Here is a 23,088-nt window from a genome sequence, read left to right on the forward strand (position 1 = left end):
GAGCGAGTTTAATGCGCAACTCGAAACCACCTGGGAAGAACACCGATAACGCTCACTGCAGGGGCAATGCCCCTGCAGTGAGCGGCTACTTCCCGCTAAGGAGAGTCACCATGGGCATGATGAAACGACTACGGGAAGTATTTATGATCCAACCTAATCGACAAGAGATTGAACATACTGTGAATATATTGAACCAAAATGAAGTGAGGACGGCTATGAAGGTTGAAATCCGGAGGAATTCAGGGATGTTCAGATTTGCACACCTGGCCTTGGTGGCCGTTTTTACGCTGATGTTTGGGGTCGCTGGTTTTGCAGGCAATGCTGAGGCTGCGACGGCCACTTATTATACCTCCGGCGATAGCGGTACTAGCGTCGCAACCGGGGTGACGACCAATTACACGGGCGGTTGTTCGGGTGGGCAAAATGGGCCGGTCCGCACCCTGATGGCGAAGACAACCAACTACTGCGGGAATTACCAGTATTCCAGTGGTAACGTTGGGTCTACTCTGCTTGAGGCGTATAGTGATACGGCATATGCAGCTGCCACTCAGGTTACTGGCGGGACCTATACGATTTACCAATATGGTGGCGGCAGTGGTCCCTGGACCGGGGGTTATCAACTTTTCTACATCACCAGCAATGGGACAAAGACCAATTTTTCTGGAGCTCAGGTTACGCAAAGTTTAGATGGTCAGGTGAGCATTAATCTGTCTGGTCAGTCCGCGGTTGTTCCTGCCGGTGCTAAGCTTGGCATCCGGGTTGTTGCTACCGCAGATAATGGCAGCGCGAATGGACCACTACTTGTCTGGGATCAATTTAACGGCAATCAGGGAACATTGACGGTTAATGAAACAGCGGCCTGCTCGGCCACCGCTCCATCCGATCTCGCCGCCAATGCGGTCAGCGGTGGCCAGGTTGATCTGACCTGGACCTACGACGGCACCAACAACGATTACTACACCGTGTTCCGCGACGGCGTGCAGATCGCGACCAACATCATCAGCGGCAGCTACAGCGACACCACGGTCTCGACCAGCACGACCTATAACTACACCGTGCGTGGTTACAGTGTGGCTTCCGCCTGCGAAAGTGGAAATTCGAATACGGCTAACGTCACGACCCCGGCCTGTACCGAAGCAACGCCTTCCATCGTCTGGACTTCCCAGAACACCGCCTCTGGTGATTTCAGCGGCGCGCCTTTCGTTACTCTGAGCAATGTCCAAAGTGCAAGCCTGCAGTACAAAGTGACCGAAACCACCGGTGGCGGCCCCGGAACGGTTTCGATTCTCGATGCCTGGCCGAATGCACCGCAGGTTTCGACGACGACCTCGACGCCGGCGACAACAAACTTTACGCCGTCAGGTACGAGTGCCGACAACCGAGTGGTGGTCATCTCGGTGGCGGCCTACACCGGTGGCACCAACACCACGACCATCAGTGTCGACTACGGCAACGGCTCCACCTGGACGCCGGCGCGGCTGATCGGCTACTCGGCGAACAACCAGCGGCGGCAGAATTGGCTGTTCTACCTGAACGAGGCTGATATCGCCGCATCTTCGGGGAATAGGATTCGTGTTTCCAATAATGTAGCCGGCAACGGATATGCGGCCTGGATCGCCACCTACGCCGGAGTCCAACAAAATTCGTCGGGGACTGGTGCTGGCTTCACGATCAACGATTTCTACGGCGAGTACCCCAACCAGGTTTCCAGTACGACCTTTACCAATTCCCTGGCGGTCGAAGCGGGGGGCTACGCCCAGTACTTTGACATGAAGAGTGTCAACGCCGAGACCACTGACAACGAAAACTATTCGAGTAATACCGTCCAGAACATCGGTGGCGCCTATGCCGACACCCACTGGAAGGCTTTTGCCACGGCGGGGACCACCCAGCCGACCTTGTCGTGGGGTGGTTCTAATGCCTACATGGGCTACGCAGGATTCACCCTGAATCCGGCGTCCAGCGGCCCGGTGGAGACCACGGTGATCAACTGGACCGCCGACCCTATCCCCGGCATGGCGAATCTGACCGATGGTAACACCTACAACCTCTATGCCCAAGGTCTGAGCGGCACCTGCGGCGTTTCTGTCTACGGCGACAGCGTATCTCAGCTTGTTGCGGACGGTACCCCGACAACTTTTGGTTGGACCTCCTGCGTTGAAACCCTTACCCTGACAGCGCCCAGCATCACCGGCCCAATCACCGGACCGGTGGTCGTGACCGCGGGTGGCACTGCCACCGGCAAGCAGGTCAGCTGGAGTGAAAACGGAGGCAGCACCTGGAGTGCCTGGGCTGCCAGCGGGGCGACCTATACGCCTACAAGCTGTACCATTGGCAACGTTATCTTCAGGGCTCAGGCCAGTGGCACCTGCGCAGTCATGACCGCCCAGTCTGCCGCCGTCGCGTTTGATACCTCGGATGCTGATCTCGCGACCCTGACCACCACCAACCCGATCACCGCCAATTCGACGGTCGTCATTCAGACCGCTGTCGGTGTAGAAACTGTTCCGGCCGGGATGACCGGCATGGCTGTTACTATTGCCGGCGCTGGAACCTGCAACGTCACCGGTGCGGCGATGAGCTGGAATGCTGGCTCCTCCCGCTGGGAATATAACTGGAACACCAGCGCCTGCGGCACAGTCACTGCGGTCACCGGCGTCAGCATCGCCGTCTCCGGGACTGACCCCGATTGCGGTAACGCGGTATCGGCACCTCTGGTCAGCGGTGTCACTATTGATAACACCTGCGTTGATGCTACTCCGTCAACTATCACTGTCCCGGCCAGCCAGTCTGTTTCCGGGGCCAGTGTCAATCTGGCATCGCTGTTCTCCAGCACCGGCAACGTCGGCAGTTTCACTTTCACCATCAACGGCTCGCCGGTGACCAGCCCCTGGAACAGCAGCGCCTTCGGCACCACTGGTCCCCAGGCGGTAACTCTGGGCGTGACCGGTACCGATCCCGACTGCGGTGGCAGCGTCGTTGGTCCGAGCACCAACAGCATCACCGTTAATAACGCCACCCCGACCGTCATCAGTTCGGCGACCGCCTCGAGTGGTGACGCTAAAATCACCGTCGCCGTCGCCTACAGCGGTGATACGAACACCAACAATAACGTTCAGGTCGAATATGGCGCTTGCGCCGGGACCTGCGATGGGACCACCTTTGGGACCAACCTGGGATTGCTCGGCCACCAGATCAGCCCCTACCTGCAGAACATCAGCGGGCTGACAAATATGCAGAAATACCAGGTGCGCGTCACCATCAGCGATGCAGACGGAGTATCACCCCAGACCGTTTATACTTTCATCGACGTGATCCCGTCTAACCCGATGCTGCATAACGCGGCCTCTACCGGCTCTACCAAGTGGGGCGGCAACTGGGGTCTGCCAGGCGGCAAGTACGGCGAGTTCACCTGTCAGACCTGTCATACCGACACCACGACCAACATCAAACGGATTAAGACCAGCATCTCTTTCCCTGACAGCAGCCTGATGCCCAACGGCCTGCCCTCCAGCCCGGTCACCCTTACCGACACCCGGGATCTCACCAGCGATTACGCTGCCGCTGCCGGTAACCATGCCACCAGTAACGGCGTCTGTGAGGTCTGTCATAGCCTGGATGAAACCAAGGTAAACGGGGTCCAGCATCACGCCTATAATATGAGCACTGCGACCGCGACCAACCAGAACCACTTTTTGCAGAAAGATTGCATGACCTGTCATAATCACAAGTCCGGCTTTTTGCCGACCGCTTGTGACGCCTGCCACGGCAACCCGCCGATAGCCAACAATACCGATGGCAGCACCAATACCGGTTTGGTTCACACCTCTGTAACCGGCAGTACCACCCCCGGTGCGCACAACCTGCACGCTGTAACCAAGGGCTTCACCTGTGACACCTGTCACAATGGTTATGTCATGCCTAACGGCGGTGACATCAACATCAGCTTCAACGCTTTCGGCACCACTACTGGAACCTACACCGGCCAGGATGGTGTCAGTTATAACGGGACCGTCGTCGCGGCCGGCAATGGCACCAAGACCTGCTCCGCCGTTTACTGTCATGGCGGCACCATCGGCGGCGGTACTCCCCCGATCTGGGACGGCACTGTTGCTTGTGGCGATTGCCATGGCGCCAGCAGCACCACTCCGCCGATCGGCGGCAGCCATGCGACCCACGCCGGGACCCTGGCATTGGCATGTACTCAGTGTCATGGTGCCACCGCCGGTGCAGCCGGTCATATGAACGGCAATGTTTCCTGGGATGTCAGCGCTTTGCCGACCCAGGTTGCTGGAACCGTCACTTACAAGACCACCGCTACCGGCAGCACCGGGGCCATTGCTCCCAGCGCCACCTACGGCAGCTGCGCCAACGTCAAGTGCCATTTCGGCAACACCCCGACCTGGGGCGGCGCTCTGCCCAACGGCTGCGCCAGCTGTCATAACAATGGCCTCGGCGAACCTTGGCCGGCCACCGGGGCACACAACGCCCACTTCACTGCCCTCGGCGTCTCATTGGCCACCCAGGTGACCAACGGTCCCGTTGTACAGGCCAAGTGCGACTATTGCCACAGTGGCAATATCCACTCCAACGGCACAGTTGAAGTCAACGTCTCCGCCACCTATCAGGACAAGTCCGGCGGTGCCAGGACATATGCCGGCAGCCAGTGCAGCAATATCAGCTGTCACGGCGGCCAGATCACCCCGGCCTGGACCGGGACCATCGATGCAAATACCCAGTGTACCCAATGCCACAAGGCAGAGAACGTTGGGACCGAATACAACAGCGCAACCACCGGTATGCACGGCATTACCGGGGTTGTCAGCGGTGAGAACCACGGCAGCGCGCTCGCCTGCACCGCCTGTCATAACGGCCAACCGGCCAACCATTTCAGCGATGCCGGTTTAGCGACCAGTGCCATGAACCGTCCGGCGGGAACCGACTTTGTCGCCGGGGTGACTCTGGGGGCCAATTCGGATCTGGATACCTGCGCCATGGCCTGTCACAAGGAAGGGGCGACGGCTCCGCGTAGCGGCAGTGCTCCCTGGGCACGATTGAATAACAAAACCTTCGCCTCCGGCGGCGGCGCAGCGGGTGACGAGTGCAAGACCTGTCACGGCACCTGGGGTAACTGGCGCGGCAACATGCTGGTCGATCATACCAAAGACTGGGATACCGACGGCACCGCCGAAGTCCAAGCCAACCACGCCGAATGTGAGACCTGTCACGGCTTCGCGCCGACCAAGACCAACGCAGCCTACAATGCGACCTGGGGCACCGGAAATCATGGCGACGGCATAATCACCATGAACGGTCCGACGCCGAATACCGGCGCCGGCTACAACCAGGCTAACTGGGGCTGCGACAACGCTTGCCACGGTAACGCCAGCACCCTGCACAACCTGTCTGATTCGAAATGGAACGTCGGTTTCGGCGACTTCGGCGCGGGCAGTTGCGACAGCTGTCACTCCGCCGGCGGCAGCGGTCCGACCGTGGTCTATCCCACAGGGAATTCCGGCTGGGCCGGAGAAACCTACGGGGCCCACCTTAAGGCGACGACCGGTGATGTGCTCTCTAATACCACCGACTGGGCGACCCAGTGTCAGAAGTGCCACGGCTTCCACAGTGGCAAGCTGGTTTCCCCGAACATCATCGCCAACAATGCCACCGTTGGCATCAACTACACCGTGCATGGTGGTATCAATCTCGGCGGTACTGCGACCACCGCAACCACCGAAGCGGAAACCTGCTGGGGCTGTCATGACAGCCAGACCCCAAAGATTTCCGAATGGCAGACTAACACCGACACCAACGGAGCCGAGCCTAACTATGATTTCGGTGGGTTGTGGACCACTGCTGCTGCCACCACGGCACGATCCAACTGGGTCGGCGCTTACTGGAAATCAGCCACCGCGATCTTTGGTTACAAGACAGGCCTGATTCAGTCGACCCATGCGGCCTCCACCAATACAGGCGCCGCCTCCGGACTCGACACTGTGGCCTCCATCCGCTGCAGCTACTGCCATGACGTCCATAACACCTACGGACCCAACGGCAAACCGTACCTGCGTGGCACCTGGATGGGTTCACCCTATCCGGAAGATGGCGCCCCGCAAAGTACTTCCACTTATACCAGTAGTACCAGCTACCGGTTCGGCGCAGTGCCGAGGGGGAACAGTGGCACCCCGCCGCGGGCCACTGGCGGTTATTTCATCGATCAGAACCGGACGGCTACATCGACCGCCACAAGTCATCTGAACGCCACCACCTGGTCACTCACCAACAACGCCGGGCTCTGCACCATGTGCCACGGCACTGATGTGAATAATCTTAACCAGTACGGCACCGCAGCGACTGACTGGGTCGGAACCGGCGGCAACGGGCATAGCAACGCGGTAATCGGTGGGACGGGGACACACGCCTCCAATATCTTTGATTTGCGCGGCGGTGTTCGCGGTAACAATGCCAACCCGGCAATGGCTTGGCAGGGTGCTTCTGACCCGGGTGACAGCGGTAGCTACGGCTTTCGTAATGGTCAGTCGAATTCGGACAACTGGGCGCCGTTACTTAACGGAGCTCCTGGGCAAATCAGACGTTACAGTAACTACAGTTGGGGGGCGTCGGTGAGTGCGACGACGATTGACAACCAGTATCACCAGTTCCCTTGTTCCAAGTGTCACAACCCGCATGCCTCGCGGCTGCCGCGCTTGATGATCACCAACTGTCTGGACACCAAGCACAATACCTGGGATGACGCCGGTGGGGTCAGGACAACCGGTAACTATGGCAGTAATAACAGCAACCGGCACAAGTCTAATCTGACCTCTGCTCAGAACTGTCACCGGTTGGGTGACCCAGCAGAAAGCGGCACTGGCGCCGGCTGGAACAAGGTGACACCTTGGTAACCGGGTGTTGAGCCTACGCTGAAGCGTTAGCGCAAAGCGTGAATGTTCAGTGGCGATTGCGTACTGAACCGCTGAGGTCAAATAGAACAAAGTAGGTCAAAGGGGCCGGATCGAATGATCCGGCCCCTTTTCGTTATGCGCAGGTACTCTTCAGTCGTGGTGGTTGAAGGGTGACTTGGCGGTTATAATCCTCTGCCGACCCTGATGGCGGTTGCGATTATAGCGGCATGGGAGTCCATCGCCGGGTCGAATATGAAGTGAGCTGCTGGCTAAATTCTGGCAGGACGAACAGAACTCACAAAAGTGCCAGTCTCCTCGGGCGAGGATAAAGATATTCTGAGCCAAATAGCCATTCAAGAGGATAGGTCGTTGATCTGACCTGTGTATGGCAGGAACACCTTATGAACCCGACGAGATTTGTCGGTCCTCCTTATGTCGGAAAGGTTTAACGTTGCGTTGATGGTTGACTGAAGTCAGCACTTGGTAGCAGGGCTACCTGGCACAGCTAAGGGTCAAAGGCGAAGCGTTGAACAGGAGCCGAAGTTTCGATAACCACAGGTGTTGCTGTAGATCGGACTGGAATGTCCGGCGTTAGGGTAAAGGGTAGCGTAATTCCCTGCCCTGGAGCGGAAATAAGTCTAATGGCTGTACCTGAGGCTTATCAACGGCACCTCCAAGGGAACGGTTCTACATGGTGTATCCAATACCGATAATCACCCGCAGGACCTTCGAAATGCAGGCTATGTGGCGGTAACAGTGATGCCTGTTATAAGGTCTGCGGTGTCTATTTATCGGGTAAAAGGGTGTCGTCGACCATCTGCTTCGGCACTTTAACCTCAGGCGCTGGCACATGTTTGGCTGAGAGAATTTTTTGGTTTTTCTGTGCTTCATCGCTTAGAGACTGAAAAAATGCGGGCATGTCGGGATAATAGATGGGCGACCAGACGAGCTTTTTCAGACGAGCGAGGATTTGAATGGTCTCTTCCGGTTTGCCGTAGGTGGACAGAATTTCAGCTCTTTTTATGTCGATGAATGGATTTTCAGGAAAGAGAGCCGCCGCTTTGTCCAGCATCTGCAGGGCGGCATCCGGACGTTTAGCCTTTAGCGCGACCTGCACCAGATCAAGGTAAGCCTGGCCGTATGCAGGATCAAGCGCCGCAGCAGCGGCCAGAGATTTCAAAGATTGGTTGCCTTGTTTAAGTTCGCGCTCACTCTGGAAGAGGGCATACTTGATCGAAGGATCATCTGGCGCTTCGGTCTGCATTTTTAGGTATTTTGCCTGAATCTCTTCGTTTTTGAAAAAATTCGCCAGATAAAGGGCTTCGGCCCGCTGTTTCCAGTCAGTGGGGATGGGCTTGGCAAGTCGCTCTGGAACTGCGAACAGCTGTTGAAGGTCAGGTGCCAGAAATCTGGTATCGAGTGGCATGCCTCCGACCAGATTGGAACTTGAGATGGTCAGGGCCAGGGTTGGCCAGCCGGGCCCTTGAAGTTTTGAGAGAATCTGAAAAATAAGCGGATAAAGGGGCGTGCCAATTTCATGGCGATAGAGTGGCGCGAAAAAGCTGAGGTCGATGTGCAGCAGGATCGGGCCACTTAATTTCGGCAATTGGCCAAGAGTAATTGTTCGAAAGGGGTGCCCATACAGCGTTCCGACAATGGCATCAGCCGTCTGCTTCAAGGTTTCAGTTTCTTTGGCGGTCATGATTCTCTGGTCGACCAGCTGTTTTTTAAAGGTGGCGAAATCGATCTTTTCCTGTGTGCCTTGAATGGGGAGTACCCAGATGACTTCTGACACCAGATCTGCCTGCAAGGCTGCTGTGACGGCTATTTGGGGGAAGAATAAGGGGTTGGCGTGTGGTCGCGAGGCTTTTTCTCTAATTTCCAGGGCAGATCCATGTAGCACCAATGTATTGGTCTGATCCTTTAGCTCAGGCGGTAATTTGGTCAGGAACGGGTTGTTGCTTAAGACCACCAGGGTTGGTCTGGAGTCTCGATACTTGCGCCAGGTCGGGATTGCTTCCGACGGGGTTTCAACCAGCACAGCATTGAGCGGATCTTTCAACAGAATGACAGGTTTGTGCGGGACATCAGGCAGAGACTGTGCTTGAATTGGTGGGACCTGGGTAACCTCGGGTAGCTTGTCCTTCTGTTGTTCACAGCCAAACAGCAGCAGGGCACAAAGGGGTAACAGTAAATATCTGAGCATCAATGAACTCCTGGTTAAGATTTCAGCTGCGCATTATAGGCGGGTTCGTCCCGGGGGTAAAGGTGTAGCCGGATCTGATCGGAGTCTGGGGCTAAAATTATTGCGGCTGAGGAGAACCTGCCAGTGGGGCGTAGCCAGGATAACTCTGGTTTGTATTTTGCAAGAACATCACTGTTGTCAGGATTTTTTGGCAAGGAGTAGAAATCTGCCGCCAAAAGAAGTAAAGTTTCAGCCAGTATTCCGTTTTATAGCCGATTGATAACGGTAGCCCCAATAACCGCAAAACAGGAGGAAGTTATGAAAAAGTACATGAAGCCTAAAGTCGTGGGTAGCAGCAACGTTCACCCCTGCTAAGGCAAAAAAGAACAGCAGCAAACGAAAAAGAAGGTCGGGTTTTCCCGACCTTCTTTTTCGTTCAGCATGAAACGTCAGGCGTTACTCTTACTTAGCCGAACTGTTTGTCGCTGATTCTGTCAGGCTGGCCGCTTTTTGCCGCAGATGGTTGGCCATCTCAGGATAATACACTGCTGACCAGGTGCGTTTCGCCAGGTCCGTGTAGATCTTCATGGCTTCGGCCGGACGTTTTAATTTCAGCAACAACTCGGCTTTCTGTAAGGGGATCAGGGGGTCTTGCGGAATGGCGGCCATCGCTTTGTCGAGCAAGGTCAGGGTTTGTTTGTCCCACTTATTTTTAAGTCCGGTTTCCGCCAGCGCCAGATATTCTTCAGCGTACCCTGGGTCCAGCTTGACGACTTTGTCGAGCTGGGCAAAAGCGGCCTGGTTCTTCCCGGATTGAATCAACAACTGATAAAGATCATACTGAACCGTTGGATCCTCGGGGGCGCTGTCGGCATTCTTTTGAATCAGCTCTTTGGCATTCTTCTCCTGAAAAAAATTCTGACTGAACATTGCATTTTTGCGGTTTATCCAGCTTTCGGGCATTTTGCCATCAAGCAGTGCTGGCTGTTTCAGCAGTCGGGCCAGATCTGAGATGAGAAACCGGGTGGCGAGGGCATAGTTACCACCCTCGTTGGAGTAGGAGAGGGTCACCGCCAGACACTGCCATTCGGAATCGCGCAAGAGCTGAACGGTCTCTTGCAGCAGGTCGTAGACAGGCGTGCTGATCTCGTTTTTGAACAGGCCCCGGAAATAACCGAGATCTACATGCAGGATGACCGGATGTTTAATCGCCGGTAGTGCCGCGAGGGGATGCATAATCCGCAAGGGGGTATGCCTGACCTCCCCGACAAGAATTCCTTCATCGACCAGATGAAGTTTTTCAGCTTCAGCAGAGGTTAAAAATCCGGCCTTGGACATCAGTTTACGAAAATTCTCCGCCTTGAAATCTGCCAGCTTCCCCTGGGCGGGGAAATACCAGACGACCTCAGAGAACAGGTGCTGGTCCAGGGCCGCGGTCAGGGTTTGACTGGGGAGCAGAAGGGGTTCGGCTCGTTGCAGGCTGTCGTGCAGCCTGAACTCAGCGGCACTCCCCTGGTTGATGAGTTTGGCGACACTTTGATGGAGTTCTGGCGGAATGGGTTCTAAAAAAGGGTGTTCGGAAAAGAGCACCAGCGCCGGTTTCTCCTGTTGATATGAACGCCAGATCTGCGGTGCCTGAGAGGGGAGCTCAAGGCGCACAGGGTCTATGCTCTGCCGCATCACCTGAGATGTCGGATGCGATCCGAGGGGCGCAACATGTCCCGGGCTGTTAGTGGCCGCCTGGGATGGACTGCCAGCGAGCAGGGCTGCCAGCAACATAAGAACCACAATCGGCATGATTATCGCTTTCGTCAGGGGAAAGGCCTTGAAGCTGCCCGCGAGATGTAGCGCGGCTTCATTCTAAACCAGTAAGCATTTCAGGTGCTATGGGAATCATTGAAATATGAGCAGGCTCCATGGTTCTCACCGGAATGGCTGTGCTAGAATCGGCACTCTTTTATCTTAACTGAACAGGGATACCTCATGCTAAAAAAATTTGGATTTTGCTGTTTGGGGATTTTGTTGTCGGCAAGCCTGGCCCAGGCGGGGCTGATTCCAGTCGCGGGAAAGGTAGCGGTTTCTGGGGAAGGCATTGCCGGGGTAGTTGTCTCTGCCTGGCCATTGGCGACGGTCAGTTTTGGTGATACTCCACCCTTCCAGTCGGCGCCATCCGATAAGGCCGGCATGTTTCAGCTGGAACTGCCATCGGGGGAGTACTATTTTCTGGCGCAGAATGATCAGTATTTCGGGTTTTATGGACGGAATCCGGTCAATGTGGCCGGCAAAGGCGTTGACGATCTGCGGATTGCGCTCCCCCTGCGCAATCCCCCCAGGGCCGAAAAACCAGCGGATTCCCTGCCGGGGGTCGTGGTCAAAACCACCACCGAAGGAAAGCCTGTTGCGGGGGTGGTGCTGATGGTTTATCCCGATTTGAATAGCCAGTTGAAGGGGATGGGCTTCGGCATGAGTCTGCCGAGTGATGCTGACGGGGTGACTGAGCTTTCTCTGGGGAGCGGAACCTATTATATCGTAGCGCGTAAGCGGCAGAGTGGCGGGATGACCGGCCCATTGAGTGCCGGCGATTATTTTGGTTACTATGCCGGGAATCCGGTGACGATCAAGGATACGCAGGTTTTGAGTCTCGGTATCGACCTGGTTGAGGTGCCACAGAAGGTTAAGCAGCAGGCAGATCACCTGTTCGGCACAACGAGCATCCGCGGGCGCGTTCAAAATGCCGTGGGTACACCGGTCGCCGGGGTGAGGGTGCTGCTCTATCCCGACGCGACCATGTTGAATCGACCGCTCTATGTGTCGCAGCCCTCGACATCCAAGGGCGAATATGTGTTGAGCTTCCCCAAGGGCGGGACGTACTTTCTGGCCGCGCGCAACAAACTGGGCGGCGCACCGGCGCCGGGTGAGCTCTATGGCCGTTACACCGGAAGTCAGGACAGCTCCATCCGGATCAGGAATGGGCAGGCGCTGGAGGGGATCAATCTGCTGGTTGAGGAGATGTGGTAAGCGCCCATACTTTAAGCAGGGTCAGGTATCGCGAACATTATCCTGAACATGCGGCCCCTTTTTTGCTGGTGGACGGCGGCCTGGTCGCCAGGCATTTTGCTCACCCCTTTAGTGCGCGGCCTCTTTGATACTGATGTCATCAATCGTGACCGTATTCCGGTCGGGTTTGCCCTCACGGAAGAAAATCAAGTGGATCATGGCGGTCTTGGGGCCGGTGGTGAAGCTGAAGGTCTGGAGCTGTTTTTCGACCTTGCCCTTGAGGCGGACACCTACCTGGGCGCCGACCTGTGACTCTTTAATCAGTGATTCGGGATACTGTTCCCCAACCCACAGAAATTTGTTGAATTCAAGGATGCCGATCCCGGCAGTTGCCCCGGCGGTCAGGTCGCAGCTGAAGGTGGTGCGGATTTCATAGCGGGTGGTCGGTTGAACGGCGATCGGGGAGAAAAAACCGACGGAGTCAATTCCTTTGATCCCTCTAAACCCGAACGAAATATTGCCGTCGGTCGCTCCTTTAGCTTTGGTTGGCCCGGATGTCCTGAGCAGGTGCTCGATAAAGGTTCGCCAGTATTGCATCCCCTCGGTGTCATTGTCTTCAGGACGATAGGCACCGGTTCGGGGAAAGAGAGAGAGCTGTGGGGCGCCCTGGAAATTTTCAAAGAGGGGTGGTCGCGGCGGGTCCTGCTGCTTGCTGTCGGTGTTTTTAACCTCTGGCGTGAGCTTTGTGGTTTCCTGCGTCGTTGCCCGGGTGGGTGGTTCGTCCGTTTTGGCCGGCACTGCTTGCGCTGCGGGGGGAGAAATGGTTTTCGTCGCCGGGAGATCGTCATTGTTTTGTGATTGGCAGGCGACAAGACTCAGCAGAAAAAGCAGGGCGACGAGGGGTTTCATGGTCGTTCTCCATTGGGGAATGGTCTTTGCGAGGTGCGTTGTTCGGTTCGGCATTGTAGGGTTTTTCCGCCAGTCATACCAGTAAAAATACGGTTCGCGGGTCCTTAAGAGGGTGACCAGCGGCTATTCTTCTGCTAGATTTACGCGTTTAATTTCGGTTTGGATCCCAGGCTTAACCGTTCGACGGTGTTGGCGGATTCAGGAATACAGGGACTAAAGATTTCGTTTACCGGCGGTGAATACGTCGGAACAAGCGAAAAATAAATAAGGCGGTTTATTGTGATTTTTTGGCGTTTTTTCAGCTCTGTCAAATTGACGATTTCCCTGCTTTTGGGGATGGCGGTGGTGGCGATCCCGGCGACGGTGATAAAGCCCGAGATGGGGCGCTATGAAGTTTTTTATCAGACCGCCTGGTTTCGTTCCCTCCTGTTTTTACTGGCCCTGAATCTGCTGGTCTGTACCATCCGCACCATCAATCGTAATCTGCGTGACCGCCCACGTTTTTATGCGCAGCTGGCGCAATTACCCGAATCGGCGCTTCGGTTGCAGACATCATCAATCGATCCGCTTCTGGTCGCTTTGACCTCCCTCGGTTTTCGGGGTGAACAGATCGGCAACCGGATCTGGGGCCGGCGTGGTCGTGCCGGACGCTGGGGCTCAACCCTGGTTCATTGCAGCCTGCTGGCGATCATGTTCGGTGCCATTCTTGGGCAGAGGGGGTTTGTCGGAACGATTAACACCTATCTTCATGACGAGAACCGTAGCTACTTTGACTGGAATCTTCAGAAGGAGAAGCCCCTCGGTTTTACTTTGCGCGTCGATCGTTTCGCCCTCGAGTATTATCCCATAACTCTCCGTTTTGACCTGGTTGACGCGGACAAAGGGACGAAGCTCGGCACCTTTACCCTGCTTGAAGGTGAGTCGATTGATCTGGCCGATAGAAAGCTGCGGGTCCAGGCCAGGCATTTCAATCCCGATGAAAAAATTCTGACCCTGGGGATTTTTCGGAACGGCAATTTTGTCGGGGATTATCTGGTGTTTCCAGGTGATGAACGATTTGGTGATTTGAAAAACCCCGGGGTTGAAGCCAGAAATGTGCAGTTTCGCGATCCGATTCTGAAACAGATGGAGAGCGATATGACCATCCTTGAAAAGGGCAAGGTGGTCAAGCAGGGAACAATCCGTGTCAATGAGCCCCTGACCTGGCGAGGGGTTTCAATTTATCAGACCGCTTACTCACGTGATAAATCGGGGAACTGGGCCACCGGGTTTCAGCTGTCGAAAGATCCGGGTGAGATGATTGTCTGGATTGCATCGGTATTACTGCTTCTGGGTTTGGCTGCGGCGTTCATCATTCCGTATCGCGCTGTAGGTATTCGCCGTTATGAGGATGACTTTTATCTGCTGCCGCTGCATGGCTTTCGCGGCGAACTGGGGCAGGAACAGCTGGCCGAAATTGCGCGTCGGCTCGATGCGTAGAGCCCTATCAGAAGCAAAGCACAACCCCCGGGGCCGCCACCCTGGGGGAGTTTCAGGGAGGATTTTCTCACCTCTCACCCCTCACCTTTCACCAGCTCTTCCCCTTCGGTTCCAACCTCTTCAGCTCGTACTGGCGCGTCCCCAGGCCGATCTTTTCACCATGTTCCAGGGTGACTTCCCAGTCGATATGCGGGTGAACACCGCGGAATTTATCGCCGCCCGGTTCGTGCCCGGTTGCGAGGGCCGTTTGGCTTAAGCCCTGGGCCTGGTTGACGAGATCAGCACAGGCCTGGTCAAGTGCGACCGGGTCAGTTGAGGCGAGAATGCCGATGTCGGGGACGATGGCTGCATCCGAATGGCCATAGCAGTCGCAGGAGGGGCTGACCTGGGTGATAAAATTGACGAAGAGGGCTTTTCCCGCTTTACCCTGCAGGGCGCCCATGGCGTATTCGGCCATTTTGCGCATGACCTTGCTGGATTCCTCGTTCCACTGAATGTGAATCGCCTTGCTCGGGCAGAGGCTGATGCAGCGGCCACAACCGGTGCAGCGCTCCACGTCGATCAGCGCGGCGTCGCTTTTGATTTCAATCGCGCCATGGGCGCAACCCGGCAGGCAGGCACCACACTGGGTGCAACCCTTCACGTTGACCACCGGCGCGACCGTTGAATGCTGCTCCAGTTTCCCTTCACGGCTCGAACATCCCATGGCCAGGTTTTTGATCGTACCGCCGAAGCCGGTCAGCTCATGGCATTTGAAATGGCTGACGGCGATCAGGTTGTCGGCTTCCAGTATTTCAACCCCGATGTCGGCGCTGGTCAAGAGTTCACCGGCAATCGCGACCCGGCGTGAAGAATGACCGCGCAAGCCGTCACAGATAATCAGCGGTGCACCGACCACCGCATAGGCGAAGCCGTTTTCAATCCCGCAACTGAGGGCAGAGACTGCCTCTTTGCGCTCACCCGGATAGAGGGTGCAGCTGTCAGTCAAAAAGGGTTTGCCACCCAGCGTACGCACCGCTTCAACAATTTTCCGGATAAAAACCGGGCGGATGTAGGCATGTCCGCCTTTCTCACCGAAATGGATCTTGATGGCGCTGAGGTCGTCGTTGCCGATGATCCTGGGGAGACCGGCGTGCTGAAGAAGTCGTTCAAGTTTAGTGAACATGTTCTCTCGATTTCCAGCACGAAAATCGGCCATCCATACAGTTTCTGACATCAGGTTTCTCCCATTTGTTGAAGTTGACCCTGACAGAATAGGCAGGCTTGCACTCTATGTCGAGGGTCTTTTTTTTGCGGAGTGGGATGGCAGGAGATCGGGCTGGTAAGTGAAAAGCATTTTGCTTGCGGTGATGCACACAAAAGGCATTCGGGCCTGATCAAAGTTTATGGGGATAGCGGGAGAGTTAATTTCTGTCCAGCGATTCGGGGCGCAGCATGCTGCAGAAGTTGTCCTGCGGGTTCTCAAATTGAATTCCCAGGCGATAGGTACAGGCCTCCGAGTTGTGGCCGACGTAGCGGATCTGGCCGATTGTTTCAAGGTTTCGTGGCCAGAAGGGGTGGCGGAAAAAAAGTTCAACGCGGGTGCCGATGGCGGGTGAACAGTCACATTTGAGGGAGAGCCCGGTATGACTGATATCGGATGAAAGGGCCGGGGTGAAGCGGTCCTGTCCGGCAAGTTTAAATTCAACAATGTTGTTGAACTGGTGACGATTGGCAACACGTGCCTCCTCGAGGCGCGGCAAAATGGCGTTACGGGTTCCTTTGGCTTCATAAAGATAACGATCTGCAGCTTCGATCAATTCTCCAACGTTGGTGCCATGTTGCGGATAGTTGGCCACGCCACCACTGATGGTGAGGTTGCAGGTGTCGAGACGGTCCTGGCCGGAGAAGGATTCGCGCGCGATGCTTTCACGGATCGTCTCCGCCAGTTGCAGGGCGTTTTCCAGATTGCAATCAGGGAGCAGAATCGCAAATTCTTCCCCGCCGTAACGCGTCGGTAGATCGAGTTCGCCCGTATGCTGACGAAGAATCTTGCCGATCTGGCGTAAGACCTGGTCTCCCTGCAGATGGCCGCAGCGATCATTGAACTGTTTAAAATGATCAAGGTCAAAGAACAGGATACTGAAAGTTTGTCCCGCCTGCTGGTTGGCGAGGTCTATGGACTGTTGCAGCTGCTGCTTGAAATAGCTCTGGTTGTAAAGCTGGGTCAAACCATCAGTTACCGCCGCGAGCCGGATGGCTTCGAGATCACGCGATTCGATGATGAGCGGGTTGGTCAGTTCGGTGGTTTTTTGGCGCAGGTAGTTGAGCAGTGTGGCTCGGAATGATTGGTTTGGGCCGCTTGTTTGATTGATGGATGCGGTCGCTTCGCGCCAATAGTGCCCGGCTTGTTTGATGGTGAAGTTTTTGCCGAACAGATAAGAGAGGGCTGCGCTGTAGACACGATCGCCGTGTTTCTTGGCGAGAGACTCAATCGCTTTGTAGATTCTGTCATCGTCTTCATTGAAGTCATAGAAAAGGTGCTGAATACCAGTTTGCATGGCAAAATTGTTCATCTGCATTTGACCTCTAGAATTCTGTCAGCAGTGACTTGTAACGCTGCTGAGGCTTGAAATAGCCGACAAAGAACGCCGTATGACGTTATTTGGGTGTTGGAGCATTGAATTGCCTGCGGCTCTCATTAGAATTAGTGGCAGATGCAAATTTATTGCCATAAACTACGTAATAATAGGCACTTAGGGTTCTTTAAATAACGAAGTCTTATGAAGCTTTTCAAGAGGCTGGTGCCGCAGTCGATGCTTTTTGGGAACGCAGATAAAGCGTGCGGCTGGGGAAAGCAATTTCCAGCCCCATCGTTTCGAGAATATCCATGATCTGCAGACAAATATCCTGGCGCGCGGCAAGGTATTCGCCCCAGACCGTGGTGCGCGTGAAACAATAGACCAGGATATCGAGACTTGAGGAACCGAAATCGGTGAAGTTGACCAGCGAAAAATCCTGATCAACTGCGGCATGTTGGCGCAGAAGGCCGCGAATGTTTTCGACTGCAGCGCGCATTTGATCCGGGGTGGTGGCATAGCTGACACCGATTGACAGCTTGATGCGGCGTTTCGGCATGCGGCTGAAGTTATCGATGGCCAGATTGGTCAGAATGCTGTTGGGGATGGTGACCAGCGTTTTGGCAAAGGTGCGGATCCGGGTCGAACGGAAACCGATCTCTTCAACTGTCCCTTCGACATCTCCGGCCTTGACCCAGTCGCCGATCTGAAAGGGGCGATCGAGAATGATCATCAGTGAGCCGAAGATATTGGAGATGCTGTCCTTGGCGGCCAGGGCGACGGCCAGGCCGCCAATCCCCAGGGAGGCCAGTACCCCGGAAATGGGGTATCCGAGGGTCTGGGCCAACATCAGACACATCATGACGACAATAAAGCAGCGTAAGCCTTTGCGAATGAAGGGGAGCAGGTGGTCATCCAGGGTCGACTCGGTCTTTTTGGTTAAATGCCCGAGCCACATATCCAGCAGGCCGATCAGGTTGAAGAGAAACCAGCCGATATTGATAATAAACAGCAGGCGGAGCAACTCATAGGCCCCCGCCGCCAGGTTGACTGGTTCTGTAGGCAAGGCAAGCACTGAGGTCGTCAGCCAGAGCCCACCGATCAAAACCAGAAAGCTGGTCGGTTGTTTGAGCTGTTCCACCAGCATGTCGTCCATCTCACCTGCCGTCCGGCGTGTAATGGAAACCAGAAATCGCGCCAGCAGTTGAGAGAAGAGGTTGCGCAACAGCAGGGCAAAAAAGAGCACGCTGCCGGCCAGCAGCATGCGCCCGAAGCTGATGCCGGCGAAACTCTGGTCCAGTAAATGGCTGAATTTGGTCAATGACTCCACGTTTTAGTCCCTTAACGATTTAAGTTCATTTTGAATTTTAAAAAAGAAAGGTTGTGGTTTGGTCTGAACTCGATATTTTTCGCCTCACGCCTCACGCCTCACGCCTCACTTCGAATTTTGCCACAATCCCAGGTGCCGGTCACGGGCGGATTGTTCGGCGCGCAGAAAATCGGCTTTACGTACAAAGTCGAAACGGCGGTAGACTGCGGCCAACCCCTTGTTAAGTAAAACCTGATTGAGCAGGCGACCATCCGGCAGAAAAACGTAAGCCAGGGTGCGGCCATAGGTATCGGTTCTCTGGTGGTCAAACTCAAGTTTGACCCTGCGGTTTCGGACTTCATGCATGTTGAATTCAAAGGCTTTATGGCCGATCTGACGCAGCGTCTCTCGCTTCAGCCGTCCCTGACGCAAATAGTAATCATCCCGTGGGGAGTCAGTTTTTTCGGGGGTGTCAATGCCGATGAGTCGAATTTTACCGATCCCTTCGACCTTGATGGTGTCGCCGTCATAGATCCAACTGACGTTCCCCCGGTAGGTTTCGGCAAGAGCACTTGTACTGCAGAGGAGGCAGAACAGCAGCAGGCTGAGCCAGCGGGTCATCAACGACCCCAGAAAATACGGGTGAAGACCCCGGTAGAAAATCCCCAGACCAGATTGGTCACGATCACTACCGCTGGTGTCAGCATTCCGAGCTCAAGCCCGGCCTGGCCTTTGCCAAGGTGAGAGGGGAACACGATAAAGAGCATGTAGAGGGTTGGCAGCAGGCTGAAGTAAAGACCTTTTCTGACCCAGTGCCGCCGGGCCCGGGACAGGCTGACGCTGAAAAAATAGGGGATAGCCCAGAGCCCACCCCAGACAAGCCGCGGATAAAGCCAGCGCGCGGTCAACTCCGGCGCCATCTGGACATTGAGTAACGAGAGGATCCCCCAGTTTCCGATCATCCAGAGGAAGAGACTGCACATCAGGCCGCCGAGCAGGCCACTGACAAAGCAGACGGCGAGCAGGGTGCTGTTTTTCTGCATGGGACCTCCGGTCAGGGGGGAAGCAAGTGAGGCGTAAAGAGTAAGGAGTGAGGGGTAGGTTCAAGTTCCTGGTTGATCTATTTCCTCACCCTTGATCCCTACTCATGAATTCTTTGGCAGAGTGGCGTTCATGCTGCCGGTGCGATAGCCTTGAAGGTCAAGGGTGACGAAGGTGAAGCCTGCCTGTTTGAAGCAATCAACCAGCCGTTCGCGCAGTTCAACGTCGAGCATCCGGCCGAGTTCCTCGGGGGCGACTTCGACCCGCGCGATTTCATTATGATAGCGGACCCGGTAGTTTTTAAATTTATTTTCGCGCAGAAAAGTTTCGCACTGATCGATTTGACGCAGTCGCTCAACGGTAATTTTTGTCCCGTAGGGGAAGCGTGACGAGAGACAGGCAAACGCCTGCTTATCCCAGGTCTTAAGGCCAAGCTGGCGACTCAACTCACGAATATCCGCTTTGGTGAGTTTGGCCTCAAGCAAAGGTGAGCGCACCTGCAATTCCTCGACGGCATCGCGGCCGGGTCGATAGTCACCGAGATCATCGAGGTTGGAGCCATCCAGTACGGTTGTGAACCCGCGCGCTTTGGCCTGCTCGAGGCAAAGACTGAAGAGCTCGAATTTGCAGTGATAGCAACGCCGTGGTGGATTGTCGGCAAACCCGGGAATCTCGAGTTCGTTGCTCTCGATCACAATCTGCTCGACCCCGATTTCGCGTGCGAGTTCACAAGCCTGCTGATATTCGAATTCGGGATAGGTTGGTGAGGTTGCCGTAAGCGCCACCAGATTTTCGGGGCCCAGGGTGTCGCAGGCGACCTTGAGCAGAAAGGTCGAGTCGACCCCACCGGAGAAGGCAATTACAACCTGGTGCATTTCACGCAGAATAGCCTGCAGGTGGAGCATCTTTTTTTGAAGTGACATTAAACGTCCGTGTTCAGATGAAGTACATAAAGCGGTGATCGAGTTCTTTTTCGAGTCCCATCTCTTTAGCCTGATCGCACAGCGACTTCAGGGACAGGGTCTCAAAGTAGTCGCCAAGAATTTTACTGGCATTGCTCCAGATATCCTGAGTGACACAGCGATTGTCGAACTGACAGGCCCCCTCACACTCTTCTTCGTTCCCTGACGTTTTGCGTAACCCTTTGACGCAATTGACCAGTTGCAATTCCCCTTCGGCGGCCAGCACGATATCCTTGACCGTGATCTCCTCCGCCGGACGAGCCAGACTGTAGCCGCCCTGAGGACCGCGCCGGCTGTTCAGGAGTCCGGCTTTTTTCAGATCCTGAAAGATTTGTTCGAGGTAGCGCGGTGAGATGTTCTGGCGCCGTGAGATGTCTTTGATTTGTGCCGGCAGGGTGCCGGTATGATAGGCCATGTCGAACATGGCGCGGACGCCGTAGCGGCTTTTGGTCGAGAGCTTCATTATTTTACCTCCATGAATATCCTTGTCCCAAAACTATAGAGAAAGCCGATCAGTAGTGTCAAGAATATTCCCCGGGCAAATACGGGATAAAGCCAGCCCGTATGGCGATAGATTGTTACTGCGCAGCACCGGGGTATAGGGTTATCATTTTTCAGTCCGTCTGCGGGAGCGCTTCGGGATTGATGACCTGCTGCTTTTGCAGGCGTTTGTAATAAAAATTTTGCCCATAAAGAACTGCTGCCGGATTATGTCCGGTCACGCGGTCCTTGGCGACCAGGGTTGACACCGGAGCTTTTGAATACTTTGCAAAGAGCATGTCGTGCCCGACACAGAGCCCGACGATCAGGTTCATATCCGTTTGTTGCTCATTCAGAACCTGAGCCTGCGCAATCGGGTTGCAGGCCGGTTCGAAGGTGCCGGGGCGGACCTTTTCATTTTCATTGAGCCCCAGTTTCAGTTTGTCGAGGCTGCCGGCTTTGCAGCAGACCGAGATTGGCTCTAACCCCTGGGCTGTCAGAATGTCGGCCAGTCGTGAACTTTCATCCAGCAGCCCGATACAGGTCGCAATGCCGATTTTGTGGTAGCCCATCAGTTTGGCCAGGGCGATCGTATCTTCCACCCGCGTCCAGCGGGCATTAACCGCGTCACTCCCTGGAACCGGTTGATAACACAGTCCTTCGACCTGCGCCGCCACGCGCGCCAGCTTTGCATCTTCACTCTCAGCGGAATACAAGGGCAAGGTCGCGTCGACAATGTCTGAATACAGAGTTGTCGGACAGTGCGCCGGTTGGCCAGGACCTTCCCCTGGTTCGCTCCAGCAATTGGTCTCACCCTGTTTTTGCCACAAAGGGTTACATTTTGTGCAGGCAGTCGCCGGTATTTTGTTCGACATTACTGGGCTCTCCATTCTCTGTTTGCGGTCTGGTTACTCGGCCAGATTAGCAGTGAAAAAATGGCCTGTCCACCACCATTCTTTATAATTCATATATGGATATATGTCATCGGGAGCAGTTTGGTCAAGATGCCGGGAGGCTTGACGCTTGCGCGTATTTCTGGTGAAGTCTGCAATATTCGAGAATTCCTGACCGGAGATTCCACATGAATAAAGTGCCGCATCGTCAATTGTTCGAAGTTCGCGACTATGAATGCGATCTGCAGGGGGTGGTGAATAATGCCGTCTATCAACATTATCTTGAGCATAGCCGCCACGAGTTTCTGAAAACTCTCGGGCTCGATTTCGCTGAACTCGCCAGGCGGCGGATCAATCTGGTGGTGGTACGGGCCGAACTTGACTATCGCCGCCCTCTGGTAAGTGGTGACAGTTTCGTGGTCTTGACCCAAATGGAGCGGATCTCAAAACTGCGGTTCGCCTTTCGCCAGCAGATAGTTCGGGAAGGTGATGGCGTTGTCATGCTGGATGGTCTGATCATCGGGACCGCAATTAATGAGCGGAACCGGCCTTTTCTGCCGTCGGAGCTTGAATTGTCGCTCGGCTAGCGCTCTCCTGATGTGCGTTCAATGAAAAAGGCAACGTCCTCCGGTTGAGGAGGCGTTGCCTTTTTCATTGATCCTGGCTGACTGTGGCTTAAGCACTCAGCTTTTTAAGGATCTCCAGCGTGTCTTCGGGTTCGGGCCGTCTGGTGTGATCCGGGTGGAGTGCCGCATCGACTACGGTCCCGTCGCGATCAATGATAAATCGGCCTGGCAGCGGCAACTCCCAGTGACTGTTACCGTTAAAGCGCTCCAGATCAATGCCTAATCCCAGATAGACATCTTTCATCGCAGCGGGTAGCTTGAAAACCATGCGGAATTGCTTGGCCAGAAGGTTGTCGGGATCAAGGAGCAAGGGGAAGGTTAACCCGAGCTTGGTGGTGAGGTTTCCGGCATATTTCTGCTGCATGGGGGAGATAGCGGCCAGGGTCGTACCGGTTTTTTTGATTTCGGGCAGAATCTTTTGCAGAGCTTCCAGCTCCGCGTTGCAGTACGGTCACCAGATGCCGCGATACCAGCTGAGGAGGAGCGGCCCTTTTTTTAATGCCTCACGGCTTGAAAATTCATTTTTGCTGGCGTCGCGCAGGACGAAGTCGGTCAGCTTCTCCCCGGCCCCCAGGGCTTGTTGGTGCAGGCCCGAGTCTTCAAGTTGCTGGCGGGATTCCTTCATGATTTTGAGAATTGCCGGATCCATTTTGGCTGCAGATGACTGGCTCATGGATGACAGCAGGGCGTTCAAACTCATTTTGACCTCCTGTGATGGGGGATACAAAGTTTATCGCTCAAGTA

General features: G+C 55.1%; 16 protein-coding genes and 1 pseudogene. 4 read left to right on the plus strand and 13 right to left on the minus strand.

Annotated elements, in window-relative coordinates; all coding sequences use genetic code 11:
• The first annotated feature begins 245 nt into the window (after window positions 1-245).
• Window positions 246-6,905, plus strand: a complete 6,660-nt coding sequence (locus D888_RS0102520) for a CxxxxCH/CxxCH domain c-type cytochrome (protein ID WP_020674950.1) — start codon at window positions 246-248, stop codon at window positions 6,903-6,905.
• Between the two features lie 784 nt (window positions 6,906-7,689).
• Here the strand turns inward: D888_RS0102520 and D888_RS0102525 are convergent.
• Window positions 7,690-9,111: a tetratricopeptide repeat protein gene (locus tag D888_RS0102525; RefSeq protein WP_020674951.1), complete on the minus strand. Its 1,422-nt coding sequence runs from the start codon at window positions 9,109-9,111 to the stop codon at window positions 7,690-7,692.
• 441 nt (window positions 9,112-9,552) lie between these two features.
• A complete protein-coding gene (locus D888_RS0102530) occupies window positions 9,553-10,887 on the minus strand; it encodes a tetratricopeptide repeat protein (protein WP_020674952.1) in 1,335 nt (444 codons plus the stop codon).
• 186 nt (window positions 10,888-11,073) lie between these two features.
• On the opposite strand from D888_RS0102530, the gene D888_RS0102535 reads away from it, so the two are divergent.
• On the plus strand, window positions 11,074-12,108 hold the full coding sequence (locus D888_RS0102535) for a carboxypeptidase-like regulatory domain-containing protein (RefSeq protein ID WP_020674953.1): 1,035 nt from the start codon (window positions 11,074-11,076) through the stop codon (window positions 12,106-12,108).
• Between the two features lie 108 nt (window positions 12,109-12,216).
• On the opposite strand, the gene D888_RS0102545 is transcribed toward D888_RS0102535, so the two are convergent.
• Window positions 12,217-12,996, minus strand: coding sequence for a hypothetical protein (locus D888_RS0102545; protein ID WP_020674954.1), 780 nt, complete (start codon window positions 12,994-12,996; stop codon window positions 12,217-12,219).
• A 279-nt stretch (window positions 12,997-13,275) separates the two neighbouring features.
• Between D888_RS0102545 and D888_RS0102550 the strand changes: the two genes are divergently transcribed.
• The gene (locus D888_RS0102550; RefSeq protein ID WP_020674955.1) at window positions 13,276-14,475 is read left to right on the plus strand and encodes a cytochrome c biogenesis ResB family protein; all 1,200 of its coding nucleotides are present in this window, start codon (window positions 13,276-13,278) and stop codon (window positions 14,473-14,475) included.
• Between the two features lie 88 nt (window positions 14,476-14,563).
• Here D888_RS0102550 and D888_RS0102555 read toward each other — a convergent pair whose 3' ends face one another.
• The 8 genes from D888_RS0102555 to D888_RS0102590 form a co-directional block, all read right to left on the minus strand.
• Window positions 14,564-15,691, minus strand: coding sequence for a DUF362 domain-containing protein (locus tag D888_RS0102555; protein ID WP_020674956.1), 1,128 nt, complete (start codon window positions 15,689-15,691; stop codon window positions 14,564-14,566).
• Window positions 15,692-15,878: 187 nt separating this feature from the next.
• On the minus strand, window positions 15,879-17,036 hold the full coding sequence (locus tag D888_RS22815) for a diguanylate cyclase domain-containing protein (protein ID WP_020674957.1): 1,158 nt from the start codon (window positions 17,034-17,036) through the stop codon (window positions 15,879-15,881).
• Window positions 17,037-17,247: 211 nt separating this feature from the next.
• The gene (locus D888_RS0102565; RefSeq protein ID WP_020674958.1) at window positions 17,248-18,363 is read right to left on the minus strand and encodes a mechanosensitive ion channel family protein; all 1,116 of its coding nucleotides are present in this window, start codon (window positions 18,361-18,363) and stop codon (window positions 17,248-17,250) included.
• A 105-nt stretch (window positions 18,364-18,468) separates the two neighbouring features.
• Window positions 18,469-18,963, minus strand: a complete 495-nt coding sequence (locus D888_RS20495) for a thermonuclease family protein (RefSeq protein ID WP_020674959.1) — start codon at window positions 18,961-18,963, stop codon at window positions 18,469-18,471.
• Complete coding sequence (locus D888_RS0102575; protein ID WP_020674960.1) at window positions 18,963-19,385, minus strand: hypothetical protein; 423 nt, start codon at window positions 19,383-19,385, stop codon at window positions 18,963-18,965. Before D888_RS0102575 ends, D888_RS20495 begins: the two co-directional genes overlap by 1 nt.
• A 102-nt stretch (window positions 19,386-19,487) precedes the next feature.
• Complete coding sequence (gene larE / locus D888_RS0102580) at window positions 19,488-20,306, minus strand: ATP-dependent sacrificial sulfur transferase LarE (protein WP_020674961.1); 819 nt, start codon at window positions 20,304-20,306, stop codon at window positions 19,488-19,490.
• A gap of 13 nt (window positions 20,307-20,319) precedes the next feature.
• Complete coding sequence (locus tag D888_RS0102585) at window positions 20,320-20,808, minus strand: RrF2 family transcriptional regulator (protein WP_020674962.1); 489 nt, start codon at window positions 20,806-20,808, stop codon at window positions 20,320-20,322.
• A 151-nt stretch (window positions 20,809-20,959) separates the two neighbouring features.
• Window positions 20,960-21,700, minus strand: a complete 741-nt coding sequence (locus D888_RS0102590; RefSeq protein WP_020674963.1) for a DUF1847 domain-containing protein — start codon at window positions 21,698-21,700, stop codon at window positions 20,960-20,962.
• A gap of 206 nt (window positions 21,701-21,906) precedes the next feature.
• Here D888_RS0102590 and D888_RS0102595 point away from each other — a divergent pair, with 206 nt between their 5' ends.
• Window positions 21,907-22,305, plus strand: a complete 399-nt coding sequence (locus D888_RS0102595) for an acyl-CoA thioesterase (protein WP_020674964.1) — start codon at window positions 21,907-21,909, stop codon at window positions 22,303-22,305.
• A gap of 88 nt (window positions 22,306-22,393) precedes the next feature.
• Here D888_RS0102595 and D888_RS22820 read toward each other — a convergent pair.
• Both D888_RS22820 and D888_RS22825 read right to left on the minus strand, forming a co-directional pair.
• Window positions 22,394-22,783 (minus strand): annotated as a pseudogene (locus tag D888_RS22820) (redoxin domain-containing protein); the annotation flags it as partial.
• A 12-nt stretch (window positions 22,784-22,795) separates the two neighbouring features.
• On the minus strand, window positions 22,796-23,044 hold the full coding sequence (locus tag D888_RS22825) for a thioredoxin domain-containing protein (protein WP_020674966.1): 249 nt from the start codon (window positions 23,042-23,044) through the stop codon (window positions 22,796-22,798).
• Window positions 23,045-23,088: the final 44 nt, after the last annotated feature.

The organism is Geopsychrobacter electrodiphilus DSM 16401, from assembly GCF_000384395.1.
GTDB classification, from domain to species: Bacteria; Desulfobacterota; Desulfuromonadia; order Desulfuromonadales; family Geopsychrobacteraceae; genus Geopsychrobacter; species Geopsychrobacter electrodiphilus.

Bases quoted from the DNA above. Each gene is read 5' to 3' on its own strand.
- D888_RS0102520 (WP_020674950.1), top strand. From the start codon at position 246: ATGTTCAGATTTGCACACCTGGCCTTGGTGGCCGTTTTTACGCTGATG.
- D888_RS0102525 (WP_020674951.1), bottom strand. From the start codon at position 9,111: ATGCTCAGATATTTACTGTTACCCCTTTGTGCCCTGCTGCTGTTTGGC.
- D888_RS0102530 (WP_020674952.1), bottom strand. From the start codon at position 10,887: ATGCCGATTGTGGTTCTTATGTTGCTGGCAGCCCTGCTCGCTGGCAGT.
- D888_RS0102535 (WP_020674953.1), top strand. From the start codon at position 11,074: ATGCTAAAAAAATTTGGATTTTGCTGTTTGGGGATTTTGTTGTCGGCA.
- D888_RS0102545 (WP_020674954.1), bottom strand. From the start codon at position 12,996: ATGAAACCCCTCGTCGCCCTGCTTTTTCTGCTGAGTCTTGTCGCCTGC.
- D888_RS0102555 (WP_020674956.1), bottom strand. From the start codon at position 15,691: ATGTCAGAAACTGTATGGATGGCCGATTTTCGTGCTGGAAATCGAGAG.
- D888_RS22815 (WP_020674957.1), bottom strand. From the start codon at position 17,036: ATGCAGATGAACAATTTTGCCATGCAAACTGGTATTCAGCACCTTTTC.
- D888_RS20495 (WP_020674959.1), bottom strand. From the start codon at position 18,963: ATGACCCGCTGGCTCAGCCTGCTGCTGTTCTGCCTCCTCTGCAGTACA.
- D888_RS0102575 (WP_020674960.1), bottom strand. From the start codon at position 19,385: ATGCAGAAAAACAGCACCCTGCTCGCCGTCTGCTTTGTCAGTGGCCTG.
- larE (WP_020674961.1), bottom strand. From the start codon at position 20,306: ATGTCACTTCAAAAAAAGATGCTCCACCTGCAGGCTATTCTGCGTGAA.
- D888_RS0102585 (WP_020674962.1), bottom strand. From the start codon at position 20,808: ATGAAGCTCTCGACCAAAAGCCGCTACGGCGTCCGCGCCATGTTCGAC.
- D888_RS0102590 (WP_020674963.1), bottom strand. From the start codon at position 21,700: ATGTCGAACAAAATACCGGCGACTGCCTGCACAAAATGTAACCCTTTG.
- D888_RS0102595 (WP_020674964.1), top strand. From the start codon at position 21,907: ATGAATAAAGTGCCGCATCGTCAATTGTTCGAAGTTCGCGACTATGAA.
- D888_RS22825 (WP_020674966.1), bottom strand. From the start codon at position 23,044: ATGAGTTTGAACGCCCTGCTGTCATCCATGAGCCAGTCATCTGCAGCC.